The 15,798-nt window shown below is 69.8% G+C and carries 11 protein-coding genes; 7 read left to right on the forward strand and 4 right to left on the reverse strand.

Translation table 11 applies throughout. The features are described from left to right. The first annotated feature begins 68 nt into the window (after positions 1-68). Positions 69-1,667, forward strand: coding sequence for a Na+/H+ antiporter (locus ACFWI9_RS09595; protein WP_387160275.1), 1,599 nt, complete (start codon positions 69-71; stop codon positions 1,665-1,667). 66 nt (positions 1,668-1,733) lie between these two features. Here ACFWI9_RS09595 and ACFWI9_RS09600 read toward each other — a convergent pair whose 3' ends face one another. Beyond that, positions 1,734-2,828, reverse strand: coding sequence for a mechanosensitive ion channel family protein (locus tag ACFWI9_RS09600; protein WP_387160276.1), 1,095 nt, complete (start codon positions 2,826-2,828; stop codon positions 1,734-1,736). 23 nt (positions 2,829-2,851) lie between these two features. Here ACFWI9_RS09600 and ACFWI9_RS09605 point away from each other — a divergent pair, with 23 nt between their 5' ends. Further along, positions 2,852-3,433: a dienelactone hydrolase family protein gene (locus ACFWI9_RS09605; RefSeq protein WP_387160278.1), complete on the forward strand. Its 582-nt coding sequence runs from the start codon at positions 2,852-2,854 to the stop codon at positions 3,431-3,433. Here the strand turns inward: ACFWI9_RS09605 and ACFWI9_RS09610 are convergent. Both ACFWI9_RS09610 and ACFWI9_RS09615 read right to left on the reverse strand, forming a co-directional pair. Next, positions 3,424-3,609, reverse strand: coding sequence for a hypothetical protein (locus ACFWI9_RS09610; protein ID WP_387160279.1), 186 nt, complete (start codon positions 3,607-3,609; stop codon positions 3,424-3,426). The two genes, ACFWI9_RS09605 and ACFWI9_RS09610, sit on opposite strands and share 10 nt — an antisense overlap. A 152-nt stretch (positions 3,610-3,761) precedes the next feature. Beyond that, complete coding sequence (locus tag ACFWI9_RS09615; protein ID WP_387160281.1) at positions 3,762-5,165, reverse strand: exopolysaccharide biosynthesis polyprenyl glycosylphosphotransferase; 1,404 nt, start codon at positions 5,163-5,165, stop codon at positions 3,762-3,764. Positions 5,166-5,550: 385 nt separating this feature from the next. Between ACFWI9_RS09615 and ACFWI9_RS09620 the strand changes: the two genes are divergently transcribed. Both ACFWI9_RS09620 and ACFWI9_RS09625 read left to right on the forward strand, forming a co-directional pair. Continuing rightward, entirely contained in the window at positions 5,551-6,687 is a 1,137-nt protein-coding gene (locus ACFWI9_RS09620; RefSeq protein WP_387160282.1) for an LCP family protein, read from the forward strand. 180 nt (positions 6,688-6,867) lie between these two features. Continuing rightward, positions 6,868-8,514: a glycoside hydrolase family 71 protein gene (locus ACFWI9_RS09625; RefSeq protein ID WP_387160283.1), complete on the forward strand. Its 1,647-nt coding sequence runs from the start codon at positions 6,868-6,870 to the stop codon at positions 8,512-8,514. Positions 8,515-8,610: 96 nt separating this feature from the next. Here the strand turns inward: ACFWI9_RS09625 and ACFWI9_RS09630 are convergent, their stop codons facing one another. Beyond that, entirely contained in the window at positions 8,611-9,882 is a 1,272-nt protein-coding gene (locus ACFWI9_RS09630; protein WP_387160285.1) for an MFS transporter, read from the reverse strand. Positions 9,883-10,121: 239 nt separating this feature from the next. Here ACFWI9_RS09630 and ACFWI9_RS09635 point away from each other — a divergent pair, with 239 nt between their 5' ends. The 3 genes from ACFWI9_RS09635 to ACFWI9_RS09645 form a co-directional block, all read left to right on the forward strand. Further along, positions 10,122-12,140: an amino acid adenylation domain-containing protein gene (locus ACFWI9_RS09635; protein ID WP_387160287.1), complete on the forward strand. Its 2,019-nt coding sequence runs from the start codon at positions 10,122-10,124 to the stop codon at positions 12,138-12,140. Between the two features lie 36 nt (positions 12,141-12,176). Further along, a complete protein-coding gene (locus ACFWI9_RS09640; RefSeq protein ID WP_387160289.1) occupies positions 12,177-13,286 on the forward strand; it encodes a MupA/Atu3671 family FMN-dependent luciferase-like monooxygenase in 1,110 nt (369 codons plus the stop codon). A 50-nt stretch (positions 13,287-13,336) separates the two neighbouring features. Next, on the forward strand, positions 13,337-15,798 hold a 2,462-nt coding region (locus tag ACFWI9_RS09645; protein ID WP_387160290.1), incomplete at its 3' end, for a condensation domain-containing protein.

Raw genomic sequence — 15,798 nt, forward strand, 5'->3', positions numbered from 1 at the left:
ATTCGCGGTGATCGCGTGGGACGCTTACCGGGCCGGCCTTCAACGCACCGCCCCCGGGAGGTACGCCCGTGGACCAATTGGCCCTGTTGCTCGGTCTGTTGCTGGGTGCCGTGGTCACCGTGCCGCTGGGGGAGCGCCTCGGGCTGCCAGCGCCCGTGCTGATGACGCTCATCGGTGTGGTGCTCGCGTTGCTGCCGTTCGTGCCGAACATCGCCCTGCCGCCCGAGTACATCCTGCCGCTGCTGCTCCCGCCGCTGCTGTACGCCGCCGTCCAGCGCACGTCCTGGCGCCAGTTCACCGCCAACATCCGGCCCATCCTGCTGCTGGCCGTCGCCCTGGTGTTCGTCACCACGGCGGCGGTCGCGGCGGTCGCGCACGCCGTCGTCCCCGGGCTGCCGCTGGCCGCCGCCGTCGCGCTCGGAGCGCTGGTCGCACCGCCCGACCCGGTCGCCGCCACCGCCGTCGCGGGCTCGCTCGGGCTGCCCCGGCGGCTGGTGTCGATCCTGGAGGGCGAGGGGCTCTTCAACGACGTCACCGCGATCGTGCTCTACCACGTGGCGATCGCCGCCGCCGTCAGCGGCACCTTCTCATGGCCCAAGGCGGCCGGGGAGTTGGTGCTGTCCGCGGTGGTGGCGGTCGTGGTCGGACTGGCGCTCGGCTGGCTGTCGAACCGGCTGATGGGACTGCTCGGCGACGCCACCCTGCAGATCGGGCTGACGCTGCTGGTGCCGTTCGTGAGTTACGCGCTGGCCGAGGAACTCCTAGGGTCCGGTGTGCTGGCCGTTCTGGTCACCGCGCTCTATCTCGCCGAGAACGCCGTCGACGCGGACGACGTGATGGGGCGGCTGGCCGGGGACACCTTCTGGCAGGTCGTGGACACCCTGGTGACCGGCCTGGCCTTCGGGCTGATCGGACTTGAGCTCTACCACGTAGTGGAGGCGGCGGCCGACGGGCACGAGGCCGGGATGGTCACCCTCGCCGGCTGGGCCGCCGCCGTTGTCGCGGTCGTCATCGGCGTACGGCTGCTGTATCTGCTGCCCGCCACCGCGCTCGCCAAGCGACTGCACCGCATCCGCGACTACGACGAGGAGATCCCGGTCGGCTGGCGCGAGACCGTCGTCATGTGGTGGTCGGGCATGCGGGGAGTGGCGTCGGTGGCGCTGGCTCTGGCGATCCCGCTGCGGACCGCGGACGGTGAGCCGTTCCCGTACCGCGACGAGATCATCTTCATCGCCTTCGCGGTGATCATGACCACTCTGATCGTGCAGGGGCTCAGTCTCCCCTGGCTGGTGAAACGCCTCGGTGTACGGGCCGACACGGATGCCGAACGGGCCCTGGAGCGCGAGTTGGCCCGCCGGGCGGCACGGGCGGCCAAGCACCGGCTGAAGGAGATCGAGGAGGTCGAGGACCTGCCGGAGGACATCGCCGGGCGGCTGCAGCGGGCCGCGTACGACGTCGGTACCCGGATCAGCCCGGACATCGTGGAGGAGGAACGCCGCGACTGGTACACCCAGCGCGCCCACCGGCTGCGCACGGTGTCCCGGATCACCCGCGAGATGCTGTCCGCCGCACGCCATGAGGTACTGGCCGCCCGCAGCGAACCGGGTACCGATCCCGAAGTGGTGGACCGGGTGCTGCGACATCTCGACGTACGCAGTATGCGCTGAGCGGCACGGGTGGGGGTCAGCGGTGCGCCGCGCGTCCCAACTTCCCGCACCGGCCTCCTGGCCAGATCAGCCCTGTCCACCTCGTCGGGAGACGCCCTCCTCCGCGTGTGTCCCAGGGGCCTCCACCGCCATCGCCGTCGTGATGCGGGGGAGCGCGTGCGGATGGCGTTCGCACAGCCAGCCGATCAGCTGCTCCCGCACCGCGCAGCGCACCGTCCAGAGGTCGTCGGCGTCCTTGGCGGTGACCACCGCCCGTACCACCATCGAGTTGGGCGTGGTGTCCGTGACCACGAGCGACCATTCGCGCCCGTCCCACTCCCCGCACTCGAGCAGGATCTCCCGGAGCTTCTCGCGCATAGCGGCCACCGGTGCCGAGTGGTCGAGGTGCAGGAAGACCGTGCCGGTCATCTGCGCACCACCGCGGGACCAGTTCTCGAACGGCTTGCTGGTGAAGTAGGAGACCGGCATGGTGATCCGCCGCTCGTCCCAGGTGCGTACCGCGAGGAACGTCAGGGTGACCTCCTCCACGGTGCCCCACTCGCCGTCCACCACGACCGTGTCGCCGATCCGCACCATGTCGCCGAAGGCGATCTGGAAACCGGCGAAGAGGTTGCCGAGCGTGGACTGCGCGGCGACACCGGCGACGATGCCCAGTACGCCGGCGGAGGCGAGCAGCGAGGCGCCGAGCTTGTCCATTCCCGGGAAGGTCAGCAGCATCGAGGCGACGGCGACCACGCAGATGACGGCGGTGACGATCCGCTGGACGAGTGCCACCTGCGTGCGTACCCGGCGAACCCGGGCCGGATCCCGGGTGCTGGTGCTCGCCGCGTAGCGCGAATAGGACGACTCGACCACCGCGTCGGCTATCCGCATCACCAGCCAGGAGGACGCCGCGATCAGCACCAGGGTCAGCACATGGCCTATCAGTCGCTCGTTCCGCTCCACGACCGGAATGTGCGTCTCCCCGTAGGTGCCCCTCAGCAGGGCGGTGAGCAGCACCACCTGGAGCGGTGCGCGGCAGCGGCGCAGCAGTCCCCACAGCGGGGTCTCACTGTGGCGGGCGTCGGCTCGGCGCAGCAGCAGGTCCGCGAGCCAGACCAGCAGCAGCGTCAGCCCCACCGAGCCGACCAGGACGATCATCGGGCGCAGCACGTTCTCCATAACCTCGAACGTAACCTGACCGCATGCACATCATGCTTTTCCATTCTGTGTACGGTCTGCGTCCGGCCGTGCACTCGGCCGCCGAGCGGCTTCGTGCGGCCGGGCACCAGGTGTGGACACCCGACCTGTTCGGCGGGTCCGTCTTCGACTCCGTCGAGGAAGCCAGGGAGTTCCGCGACGAGGTCGGTATGGATGAACTCCTGAAGCGGGCGGTCCTGGCCGCCGCCCCTCACTCGGAGCACGGACTGGTGTACGCGGGCTTCTCGTTCGGCGCGGCCGTGGCGCAGAACCTGGCGCTTGGAGACGAGAAGGCGCGCGGTTTGCTACTTTTGCACGGAACATCCGATATTGCGAATGATGCCCATGTCGATGAGCTGCCGGTGCAATTGCACGTGGCCGACCCCGACCCGTTCGAGCCGCATGACTGGCTGACGGCCTGGTACCTCCGGATGGGCAGAGCGGGGGCCGACGTGGAGGTGCACCGCTATCCGGGCGCGGGACATCTGTACACCGACCCGGATCTTCCGGACTACGACGAGGAAGCGGCCGACCGGACCTGGCGGGTGGCGCTCGAATTCCTCGGCTCACTCCCGGCTCAGGAATAGCGGCGGTAGCACCGGCCTGTGGGATTGCTCGCCGGCGGGCCGCACTGGAATCCGTAGTCGTCAGCGCTGGTGCTGAGATAGCGGCCGATACAGGAGTTGGCCGTCGTCCTGCCGCGTTCCGCGCAGAAGGCGAGCGCGGACGCGCCGCTGGTGAACGGGCCCGGTGCGTAGACCACCCAGTATCCGGGGCGGGGCGGCGCGGTGTGGGGGCGGGGGCCCCCCCCCGGCCCCGGGCCCGGGGGCCCGCCGCGGTCCGGCCGGGGCCCGCGGCGGCGGGGCCCGGCGCCGGCGACCACGTCGGGGTGCTGTGCGGTCACGGGTGCCGTCCTCAGTACGCCCCGCGGCCGTCGACGACGGCGCGGAACGTACGGGCCATGACATCCACGTCGCTGGTGAACGACCAGTTGTCGACATAGCTGAGATCGAGCTGGACGGTTTCGTCCCAGGACAGGTCCGAGCGCCCGCTGATCTGCCACAGCCCGGTCATCCCCGGCCGCACGGTCAGCCGCCGCCACTCGACGGGCGTGTAGCGGGCCACCTCGTCGGCGAGCGGCGGCCGTGGGCCCACCAGGGACATGTCACCCTTGAGCACATTGACGAGCTGGGGCAGTTCGTCGAGAGAGGTGCGGCGCAGCCAGTGTCCGACGCGGGTGACCCGGGGGTCGCGGCGCATCTTGAACATCAGGCCGTCGTGCTCGTTCTCCTGGGCCAGATCGGCCTTCTCGGTGTCGGCGCCCACCCGCATGCTGCGGAACTTCCACATCACGAACGGGCGCCCACTCAGGCCGATGCGCTCATGGAGATAGAACACCGGACCCGGTGACGACAGCTTCACCGCCGCCGCGATCAGCAGCAGCAGCGGGGCCAGCACCAGCAGACCCAGCAGGGCGGAACAGCGGTCCAGCACCTGCTTGAGCAGGGGCTGCATGCCCTCCTTGGTCGGCGGGGCCACCCGAAGCAGCGACATACCGCCGGCTGATCCGGTCTCCAGGCGCTTGACGGACACCTCCACCAGACCCGGTGCGAGGAACAGTTCGATCCCGGCGTCGTGCAGTCCCCAGGAGAGGCGGCGCAGCCGCTCCCCGGAGAGCGTGGTGCCCGGGACGACCAGCACCAGGTCGGCGCCGAGCCGCTGCACCGCGCCGACCACCAGCTCGGAGTCCTCGGCCGGGGACTCGGGCGTGGTCTCGGCCAGTCGCTTTCCGGTCCGGATGCCGGAGTCGAAGTCTCCGCCTCCCACGGGGACGGCTCCCACCGCCACATACGGATGGTCGGTACGAGCGGCGAGGTGCGCGGTCACATCGTCCGCCGCGGTCGGCTCGCCGACCACCAGCACCTTGACCACCGCCTGCGCCCTGCGGCGCTTCGCCGCGAGATGGCGGTGCACCGCCTTGCGGCAGATCAGTGTCAGCAGCAGGGCCGGCAGCAGTGCGACCAGGCACAGCAGCGCGCGCAACCGGATCCCCATCGCGGCGTGTCCCACCGCGAGCACTCCCAGCAGGATGAACCAGTCGTGGAGCACCGGGAGCGCGCCCCGGTCCTCGCCGATGGCCCGTGCCTCGTAGCGCGAACGGAACAACTGGACACCCGCCCATGCGAGCCCCGCGGCGATACCGCTCGGGACCGCCCACGGCTGATGGGTGGCGTAGAACATCAGCCCTACGGGCACCCCGGCGCCGCCGAGGTCGATGATCAGCGAAGCGGGCAGATACCACCGGGACTTGCGTCCCATCCACAGTGAGGAGCGGGCCCTGTAACGGGCCTCGCTTGATCGATCGAAATCAGCGGTCTGAACATCCCACATGTACCCCCCCAGGCACGTTCGGTGGCGTGAGCTACCGATGTCACGAACGTCTGTTCATCGAACATGTGACACGATGGTGAACGGTACCGGCAAACTTATGCACGCATGGGCGCGTTTACGTGAACGTGACCGACAGGTACTGGGCCACATGAAACCGCATGGTGTGCGGATGAGGGGCGCCGGGTCGCGAACCTCACAGAAATCTGTACGAACCTCGAACATGCTGGCTACAGTGTGCGCCCGACGGGGAAGGGGACACGCTCCAGCGGTGCCGGGGTGCGTGGTGGGGGACAGAAAGGCGGCCGATGCCGCGATGACGGACCGGACCGAAGCGATGGACATCCTCCCGGCTGCCGCCGTGGAGTCGGACGAATCCACCACCGGCGACGCCAACGGGGCGACGCCCGGGACCAGCGGCACGGCCACCGGGGCCACCGGAGCGGAGAGCCGGCGCCGCGGGAAGCCCAGGAGCCGCGCACGCCGAGTGCTCATCGGGGCGATGACGCTGCTCGCGGTGGGCCTGCTCATGGTGGGCGGGATCGCCTGGTGGACCGTCGACCACTACACCGGCAAGGTCGACCGCATATCCGGTGTCTTCCCGACGACGATCCCCGCGGCCGAGCAGCCCGCGCCGTCGCGCGGCGGCCAGACGTTCCTCCTCGTCGGCGTGGACAGCCGCTCCGACCTGCCGACCACGGGCCGCGACGCCAAGGCTCCCCAGTGGAAGTACGGCGCCCAGCGCAGCGACACGATGATGCTGGTCCACCTCCCGGCGGACCACTCCGGTGCGTATGTCGTCTCACTGCCCCGTGACTCCTGGGTGGAGATACCCGGACACGGCAAGGCCAAGCTCAACGCCGCGTTCTCCTGGGGCGGACCGCCACTGCTCATCGACACGGTGCAGCGGCTGACCAAGGTGCGGGTGGACCACCTCGCCGTGATCGACTGGGACGGCTTCAAGGAACTCACCGACTCCGTGGGCGGAGTGGACCTCGTCGTGGACGGCGCGAGCCGCCATATGGACGGCACCGAGGCCCTGACCTACGTACGCGAACGGAAGAACCTGCCCCGCGGCGACTTCGACCGTACCCACCGCCAGCAGTACTTCCTGCGCACCCTGCTCGGGAAGGTCATGCGCCCGTCGACGTTCTCCAACCCGGCCAAGGCCACCGAGGTGCTGGACGACCTCACCGCGGCGGTGAGCGTGGACGACCGGCTCAGCGACACCGACCTGCGCGCGATGCTGTGGGACAACAGGAACGTGCGTCCTGGCTCGATGGTGTTCATGAACGCCCCCGTCAAGGGGACCGACATGATCTCCGGCCAGTCCGTGGTCCTGCTGGACAGCGGCGAAGGAGCCGAGCTGTGGCAGGCCATGCGCGAGGACTCCCTCGACGTCTACATGGAGACCCACGACGACACCGACCGGCTCGGCGCCACAACGCACTGACGCGTTGAGAACGTGCCGAGACGCGTCGCGACGTGCTGAGACGCCCTGAGCCGCTTTGCGACGGTGGCGTGTTGTCGCCACAGAGGCTCGTTCGATAGTGCTTTCACCGGTCGGCAGGCCATGCTTGTGAGCGTCTGGTCCCGTGCTTCAGAACCCACGCCGCGTCCACGGAGGACACCCATGCTGGAACAGCCGGTCCGCCGCGCCCACCACCACCGAAGACCGTCCAACCGAAAACGACGCGCCACGATCGGAGCCCTGCTCGGACTGTTACTGATCGGGCTGGGTGCCGGAGCCGGTCTCGCGGGCGACCGGGAACACCCCGTGCCGCGCGCCGCTCGACCGAGCCCGGCTGCCACCGAACCGGCCCCCGACTGGGAGCCGCCCGCGTCCCCCACCACGACGCCCTCCGAGCCGCCGAGCCCGGAGCCCACCGGGCCCGCTCCCGACCCGGAGCCCAGCACGGCACCGGCTGGGCCGTCGAGCTCGGCGCTTCCCTTCGACCTGCCGGCCACCGAGGTGCTGCGCCGTAGTCCGCACCTCGTCTTCGCGCACTACTTCCCGCCCTACCCGCTCTCGCTCGACAACGAGCCCACCGCGCGGGACTACTACAACCGCAACTACCTCACGGCCGACGGGGAGAAGGGCAAGCACGCGGCCTACGGCGGGCTGCTCCGGGACCGGCCGCTGCCCGTGCAGCCCAGCGGCGGGGACTGGCGACTCGCCAACCTGGAAAAGGAAGTGAGGACCGCCCGGGACGCCGGGATCGACGGATTCACCGTCGACATCCTCTCCCTGACCGGTACCAACCGGGAGCGCGTCGAACTGCTGCTGCGCGCGGCGCAGCGCGTCGACCCCGGATTCCGTATCGTGCTGATGCCGGACATGGCGTCCCTGGACACTGACCCGCGCACCCTCGCCGACGCACTGGCCGAGCTCGCCGCCTCCCCGTCCGCGTACCGCCTGGCCGACGGCCGCCTCGTGGTCTCCCCGTTCAAGGCCGAGGCCCGGGAACCGGCCTGGTGGAGCCAGGTCATCGGACGCCTCGGCGAGCACGGCATCGGCACCGCGCTGGTCCCGGTCTTCCTGGAATTCCGTGCGAACGCCGAGCGGTTCGCACCGTTCAGTGAGGCCTTCTCGTCCTGGGGCAACCGCAGCCACACCCAGCAGGACGGTGTTCCCGACGACATCCGGCTCGCCCATTCTCTGGGCAAGAAGTGGATGCAGGCCGTGTCCATCCAGGACGCCCGGCCCAACCAGGGCGTCTACGACGAAGCGGGCAACACCGCCACCCTGCGCTCGACTTGGAACCACGCGATCTCCGACGGGGCGGACTGGGTGCAGCTCACGACCTGGAACGACTACTCGGAGGGCACGCAGTTCGCTCCCTCGCTGCACAACGGCCATACCTACCTGGACATATCCTCCTACTACCTCACGCGCTTCAAGACGGGGACCTGGCCCCGGATCGTCCGTGACACCGTGTACGTCACCTCCCGCGTGCAGTTCACGTCCGCCGCCGACACCGCGACCCACCCCCTACGGATGCGTCCCCGGCCGGGCACCGCGCCCGCGAGTGACCAGGTGGAAGTCCTCACCTTCCTGACCGCACCCGCCACGGTCCGCGCGCGCGTCGGCACCGTGCCCCATACGTACGGTGCTCCCGCAGGCCCGTACGCTCGCGGGCTGCCGCTGAGCCCCGGCCGCACCGAGGCCGTGGTCAGCCGCGACGGCGGCACCGCCGCCGCCGTCACCACCCGCTATCCGGCGCAGCGTACGGCCGCCGTGCAGGACCTCCAGTACTACGGAGTCTCCAGCAGGCGCTGACCGCTCCGGGCGAGGCCGGGAGATCCGTTCCCCGGGGGCCCGCTGCCAGGGGCGGGTCCCGTACCGGGCCCCGCCCCTCGTCGTCGGCGCGATTCCTCAGGCCGCCGGTACCTGTTGGGAGACGGGTAGGTCCCGCAGCCCCCGCAGGGGTCGGGAGAGCAGGATGCCGCTCGTGGCGCAGAGGCCGAGACAGACCACCCACATCGTCGGCCTCAGTCCCAGGAAGGTGTTCATCGCGCCGCCGAGCAGCGCGCCCACCGGGATCGTGCTGAAGTTGACGAACATCGTCGTGGCGGTGACCCGTCCGATGAGCTCTGTCGGGCAGTAGGACTGCCGGAAGCTCACGATGATGACGTTGCAGGCCACCACACCGGCCATCATCACGGTGGACCCGATGGCGAAGAGGGCGAGCCGGGAACCCTGTTGGGTGAGCGGGATGAGCAACCCGAAGGGCGCCGCCACGAGTTGTACGTACAGCAGACCGCGTGCCGTGCCGAAGCGGCGGGACACCCGTGCGGCGGCGAGACCGCCCAGGATGCCGCCGACCCCGCCGAAGGCCACCAGCGTTCCGACCAGGCCCGGTGACGCGCCGACCGTGCGGACGAGGAAGACGATCTGTGTGGCCTGGTAGCCGGCCAGGGCCATGTTCACCGCAGCGCCGAAGACGGTGATGGCGCGGACGTAGCGGTCGCGTGTGACAAAGCGCAGCCCGTCGGCTATCTCGCGGAGTATCGGTCCCGACTCACGGTCGGGGCGGGACTCGACGGCGCGGATGGACAGCAAGCACACCGTCGAGACGAGGAACGACAGCACCTCGAAGAGCAATCCGGTGGCACTGCCCACGGACTGCGCGATGAGGCCGCCCGCGCCGGGACCGGCGACCCGGGTGGTCTGCTCCGCCGCTTGCAGTTTGGCGTTGCCCTCCATCAGATCGTCCTTGTCCACGAGGGACGGCAGATAGGCGGAGTACGCGGTGGAGAAGAACACGGCGGCCGCGCCGGTCAGAAAGGCCACCACCAGGACATGCCAGATGCTCAGTGCGGCCAGCCACCATGCGACCGGCACACTGAGAAGGAGCACCGCCGAAACGAGATTGCACCACAGCATGATGCTGCGGCGCGGAAGTCTGTCCACCCAGGCGCCGGCGGGAAGTCCGATGACGAGCCAGGGCACCCATGGGGCGGCGGTCAGCAGCCCGATCATCCACGGTGAGGCATGCAGGGTGTCGACTGCCAGGAGAGGCAGCAGCACCGAGGTGATGCTCGCCCCGAGCCGGCCTGCGGTCTCCCCGATGAGCAGGAAACGGAAGTTGCGGTGGGCCCACAGTCCGCCTAACCGCGTCGGACGTGCCCTCTCCTGTGAAGTCATAGCGAGAACAGGTCCTTCGTGGCCTGCGCGATGGACGGGTTACGTTAACAAGATCACACAACTGTCTGCAACACTGTGAAAACAGGCCGTGTCGCGCCTAGGATCGGCCGCTGAATCGTGTCGGACGCACTGTTACGGCAATGGGGTACGGACAAAACCCCTGGTCTCCGTAGAAGGCCCCGCGAAACGTGTACGGGTGTCGAAACGGGGATCTCACGGATCAAGGCGAGGAGTCGTTCGTGGGTGATGATTCGCGCGGCGCCTCAGGATGTTCTGACGAGTCCGCGGCCCAATGCGCGGAGTGCGCCGCGATTTCCGCGCCCGTGGATTCCTCTGGATTTGAACCATTACCCATCGGCTGGGAATGCGAGGCGGATACCGCTACCCCCAGCCTGCTGGAGTGCTTCGAGCACTGGGCGGAGCGGACTCCGGACGCGTCGGCTGCGGAGTTCAAGGGCCGGATGGTCTCGTACGGCGAGCTCAACGCCGACGCGAACCGGCTCGCTCGCCTGCTGATCGCGCGGGGTGCGCGCCCGGAGACCGTCGTCGCCTCCGCGGCGACGAGATCGGTCGCACTGCTGACCGGGGTGCTGGCCGTGATGAAGACCGGGGCCTCGTATCTGCCGGTGGACCCGGAGTACCCGGCGGAGCGCATCACCCGAATCCTCGGTGACGCACGGCCCGGCATACTGCTCACCACCGTGGACAGCGCGCTGCCTCCCGAGGTGACCACCGCACTGTCCGGACCCTCCGCGCTGCCCCCCGTACATCTCCTGTGCCTCGACGCCCCGGAAGGGGAAGCCGAATCACGTCGCCATCCGGCGGCCGATCTCACGGACGCCGAACGGCACGGCCCGCTGTATCCGGCCGGTGCCGCGTATGTGATCTACACCTCGGGATCCACCGGACGCCCTAAGGGTGTGGTGGTGACGCGTGCGGGGCTCGCCAATCTGGCTGCCCATCTGCGGCGGGCGCTGGAGGTCGAAGTGACCTCGCGGACACTCCAGTTCATCTCCCCCAGCTTCGACCCGTTCTTCTGGGAGGTGGCCATGACCCTCTCCTCGGGCGCCACACTCGTCATGGCGCCCGCCCGCAGCCTGCTGCCGGGGCCGGAACTGCACCGCCTGGTGGACGAGCGGCGTATCACCCATCTCGCGGTGCCCGCGGCGGTGCTGAGCGTGCTGTCAGCCGACGCCCTGCGTTCGGTGGGCAACCTGGTCGTCGGGGGCGAGGCGCTGGGGGCCGAACTGGCGCGCCGCTGGTCGGCGGGGCGCACGATGATCAACGCGTACGGGCCGACCGAGACCACCGTCTGCGCCGCCATGAGCGGTGCGCTGGACGGCTCCGCGTTGACCGGCTCCGCGCAGCCGCCGATCGGGCGGCCGGTGCGCCACACACGTGTGTACGTGCTCGACGAATGGCTCCGGCCGGTACCGGCCGGAGCGGTGGGTGAACTCCATGTCGCGGGGGTCTGCCTGGCCCGTGGCTATCTGAACCGGCCGGCGGCCAGCGCTGAACGCTTTGTCGCGGACCCGTACGGCCCCCCGGGGACAAGGATGTACCGCACCGGCGATCTCGTCCGATGCAACGCTGACGGCGAACTGGAGTTCGTCGGCCGTGCCGACCAGCAGGTGAAGATACGGGGCCACCGGATCGAACCGGGTGAGATCGAGGCGGTGCTCGCCGCACATCCCGGGGTCGCCGGAGCCGCGGTGGCGATACGCGAGTACGGCCGCGGTGACCGAAGGATCGTGGCCTACGTGGTGCCGGAAACCAGCCCGGTGTCCGCTGCCGCCGCACACCTCAGGGAGTCCGTCACCGGCCACGCGGCAGCGTTCCTGCCGTCGTTCATGCTGCCGTCGGCCGTGGTCGTCCTGGACCGCTTCCCGCTGACACCGCACGGCAAGCTGGACCGCGCCGCCCTGCCCGAGCCCGAGATCGGCCCCAGGCGTGACTGCCGCGAACCGAGGACGCCCCGGGAGGAAGCGCTGTGCCGGATGTACGAGGAACTCCTCGGGGCACGGGGGGCGTCGCCAGGGGCAGCCGGCGCCGGTGTCGGCATCGATGACGACTTCTTCGAACTCGGCGGCCACTCACTCCTCGTGACCCGGCTCGTCAGCAGAATCCGTGCGGAGTTCGGTGTCGAACTCACCGTCGAGGCGGTCTACGACGCACCCACGGTGGCCGACCTCTCGGAGCGGCTCGATACCGCCCCCAGGGCGCGGCCGGCGCTGCGACGGATGCGAGGCGGCAGCTGACCGGCTGACGGCCAACCGACAGAAACGGGGGATCACATGGACTTCAGCCTCTTCTACTTCGCCGATGACAGCGCAAGTCACCCGGACGGTGGCGCAGGCCGCTATGAACTCCTTCTCGAAGGAGCGAGGTTCGCCGATCAGCATGGCTTCCGCGCCGTATGGACACCTGAGCGGCACTTCCACGCGTTCGGCGGGCTGTATCCGAACCCCGCTGTGGTGGGCGCCGCGCTGGCCACCACCACCGAGCGAATCGCGATCAGAGCCGGCAGCGTGGTCGCGCCCCTGCACCACCCCCTCAGGATCGCCGAGGAGTGGTCGGTGGTCGACAACCTCTCCGGCGGCCGGGTCGGCGTCTCCTTCGCCTCGGGCTGGCACCCCGTCGACTTCGCCCTGAGCCACAGCTCCTACCAGGACCGCAAGCGTGTCACCCTGGAGCGGGTCGAGCAGGTCCGCACCTTGTGGCGCGGCGGCAGCCACGAGGTGGTCGACGGGACCGGCAACCCGGCTGCGGTGCGGATCTACCCTCCCCCCGTGCAGCCGGAGCTCCCGGTCTGGATCACCAGCGCGGGCGATGCCGACACCTTCCGCGCCGCGGCCACGAGCCGTGCCGGGATACTCACCCATCTCCTCCACCAGGACATCGGCGAACTGGCCGGAAAGATCGCCGAATACCGCAGGGTTCACCGCGATACCCATGACGGAGCGGAAGGCCATGTCGTCCTCATGCTGCACACCCTGCTGGGGCAGGACCTGGCGGAGGTGCGGGAGGCCGTACGCGGGCCCCTCCACGCCTACCTGAAGAGTTCACTCAACCTGGTCACCGGTTCGCTGGGGAACGACCGTCCCGGTTCGCACCCCGACTCCGGTTCCGACTTCGAATCCGATTCCGATCCCGGCGATGACATCGATATCGACGCCGACGCACTCGACGAGGAGGACATCGAATTCCTCGTCGCCCGCTCCTTCGACACCTACGTCGAAGAGCGCGGACTCTTCGGCACCGTGGACGAAGCGCGCCGGATCGTGGAGCGCCTGCGTGATGTCGGGGTCGATGAGATCGCCTGCCTGATCGACTTCGGCGTGGACACCGCGACCGTGCTCAAGGGCCTGCGGCAGTTGGACGAACTCCGCGAAGCATTCGCCTGACCACCCCTTTTCCCTTCTTTGAGACTCTGAGGCTTGGAGGCCCGGACGACATGACCCCTCTGTCCTTTTCGCAGCTGCGCTTCTGGTTCCAGAGTGAGGTGGACGGCGGGGATGCATCCCTCAACGCGTCGGTCGTGGTCCGCCTGTCCGGAGCGCTGGACGTACCGGCGCTCACCGAGGCGCTCCGGGACGTGGTGGGACGCCATGAGATCCTGCGGACACTCTTCCCCGCCCGGGACGACGAGCCCCGGCAGCTGATCCTGGATCCCGACGACGCGGCCGCGCGCCTGGCGCTGCCCGTCCGCCGGGTCGACACCGCGGACATCGAACGGACCGTGGCCGCCGCCGCGGACCGCCCCTTCACCCTGGCGCGGGAGCTGCCGCTGCGGGCGGAACTGCTCTCACCCGGGCCCGAGGAGCACGTACTGGTGGTCGTGGTGCACCACATCGCGTTCGACGGATGGTCGGCCGCGCCGTTCCTGCGTGATCTCTCGGCGGCCTATCGTGCGCGGCTGTCCGGTGGCGGCGTGGCGCCGGAATGGGACGAACTTCCCGTGCAGTACGCGGACTTCGCGTTGTGGCAGCGTGAGGTGCTGGGTTCGCCCGAGGACGGGGGCAGTCTGTGCGCACGGCAGCTCGCCTACTGGCGGCGCAGTCTCGACGGCCTCCCCGAAGAGCTCGGCCTCCCCACCGACCGGCCCCGGCCGCCCATCGCATCGCACCGGGCCGGCGTCGTCCCCTTCCGACTCGACCCACCGGTGCACACCAGGATTCAGGAGGTCGCCAAGGAGCACGGGGCGAGTCTGTTCATGGTGCTGCACGCCGGCCTTGCCGCGCTGCTCCACCGGTTCGGCGCGGGATCGGACATCCCCGTGGGCAGCCCCGTCGCCGGGCGCACCGACGCCGGACTGGAAGACCTCGTCGGCTGCTTCGTGAACACGGTGGTGGTCCGAACCGGTGCCTCCCACCTGTCCGCGAACCCGCCCTTCAGCGAGTTGCTGCGCCACACACGGTCCGAGGTGCTGTCCGCACTCGCCCATCAGGACGTGCCGTTCGAGCAGGTCGTGGAGGCGGTCAACCCGGCGCGCTCCGCAGGTCGGCACCCCCTGTTCCAGGTCATGCTGGTGCTCCAGAACAACACGACCGCCGCCATGCGCCTCCCGGGTGTCGACGCCCGGCTGACGACCGAGGGGCGGGACCGGGCGGTCGCCTTCGACCTGGTCTTCGACGTCACCGAGACCGACGGCGGTCTCGATGTGCGGCTGGTCTACGCGGAAGACCTCTTCGACCACGCCACGGCCGCGCGCCTCGCCCGTGCCTACGAGAGGTTCCTGACCACCGCGGTGCGGGACCCCGACCAGCCCATCGGACATCCGGAGCTGATGGGGCCCGCCGAGCGGCAGTCCGTGCTCGACGCCGGGCAGGGCCCCGTACACCCCGTACCGGAAGGCTCCGTCCCGCTGCGGTTCGAGGAGCAGGCCGCAGCGACGCCCGGCGCCACCGCTGTGCTGTGCGGTGAGGTCTCGCTCAACTACGGGGAGCTGGAAGCCCGTTCCCGGCGGTTGGCCGAGGTGCTCCGGGGTTTCGGCGCGGGCCGGGAGCGCTGCGTCGCCGTGGCGATGGAGCGCTCCGCCGATCTGGTCGTCGTCCTGCTGGCCGTGCTCAGGAGCGGTGCGGCATATCTGCCCCTCGACCTCCGGAGCCCGGACCGACGGCTGCGGACGATCCTGGACGAGACCCGGCCCTGCCTGCTGCTCACGGACCCGTCGGCGCTCGAGCGGGCGAGCATATGGGCGCGGTCGTACGACGAACTCCCGGTGCTGGATGTCACGGACCCGGAGCGGATGCAGGGACCGGGGTCGGTACCGGACACGGGGGCGATCCGTGGCCTGCCCGGCAGCCACGCGGAGGACGCCGCCTATGTGATGTACACATCCGGCTCCACCGGCCACCCCAAGGGCGTGCTGGTGACCCATCGGAACGTCCTCGCGCTGTGTGCCGACCCGTGCTGGGCCGATGGCACCCATAGCCGGGTACTGGCGCACTCGCCGCACTCCTTCGACGCCTCCACCTTCGAGCTCTGGGTCCCGCTGCTGAACGGCGGCACCGTAGTGGTCGCACCGAGGGGTGAGTCCGCCGCACAGGACATCGAGCAGGCGGTCGCCCGGCACGGGGCGACCAGTGCCTTCCTCACCGCCTCGCTGTTCGGCGCCCTTGTCGCGCAGCGGAGCCCCGCCCTGGGGCAGCTGAGGCATATCTGGGTCGGTGGCGAAGAGCCGTCACCGGCGGCGGTGCGGCAGATGCTGGAGGACTTCCCCGGCACCTTCCTCACCAACGGCTACGGACCGACCGAGAACACCACCTTCACCACATCGCACCGCTTCCGCCTGGAGCCGGCCTCTGCCTGTGACGCCACACCGTCGATCGGGCGTGGGTTGGCGAATACGCGGGTGTATGTGCTGGATGGGTGTTTGGTTCCGGTGCCGGTGGGTGTGGTGGGGGAGTTGTATGT

The organism is Streptomyces sp. NPDC127084, from assembly GCF_042724175.1.
Taxonomy (GTDB): Bacteria; Actinomycetota; Actinomycetes; order Streptomycetales; family Streptomycetaceae; genus Streptomyces.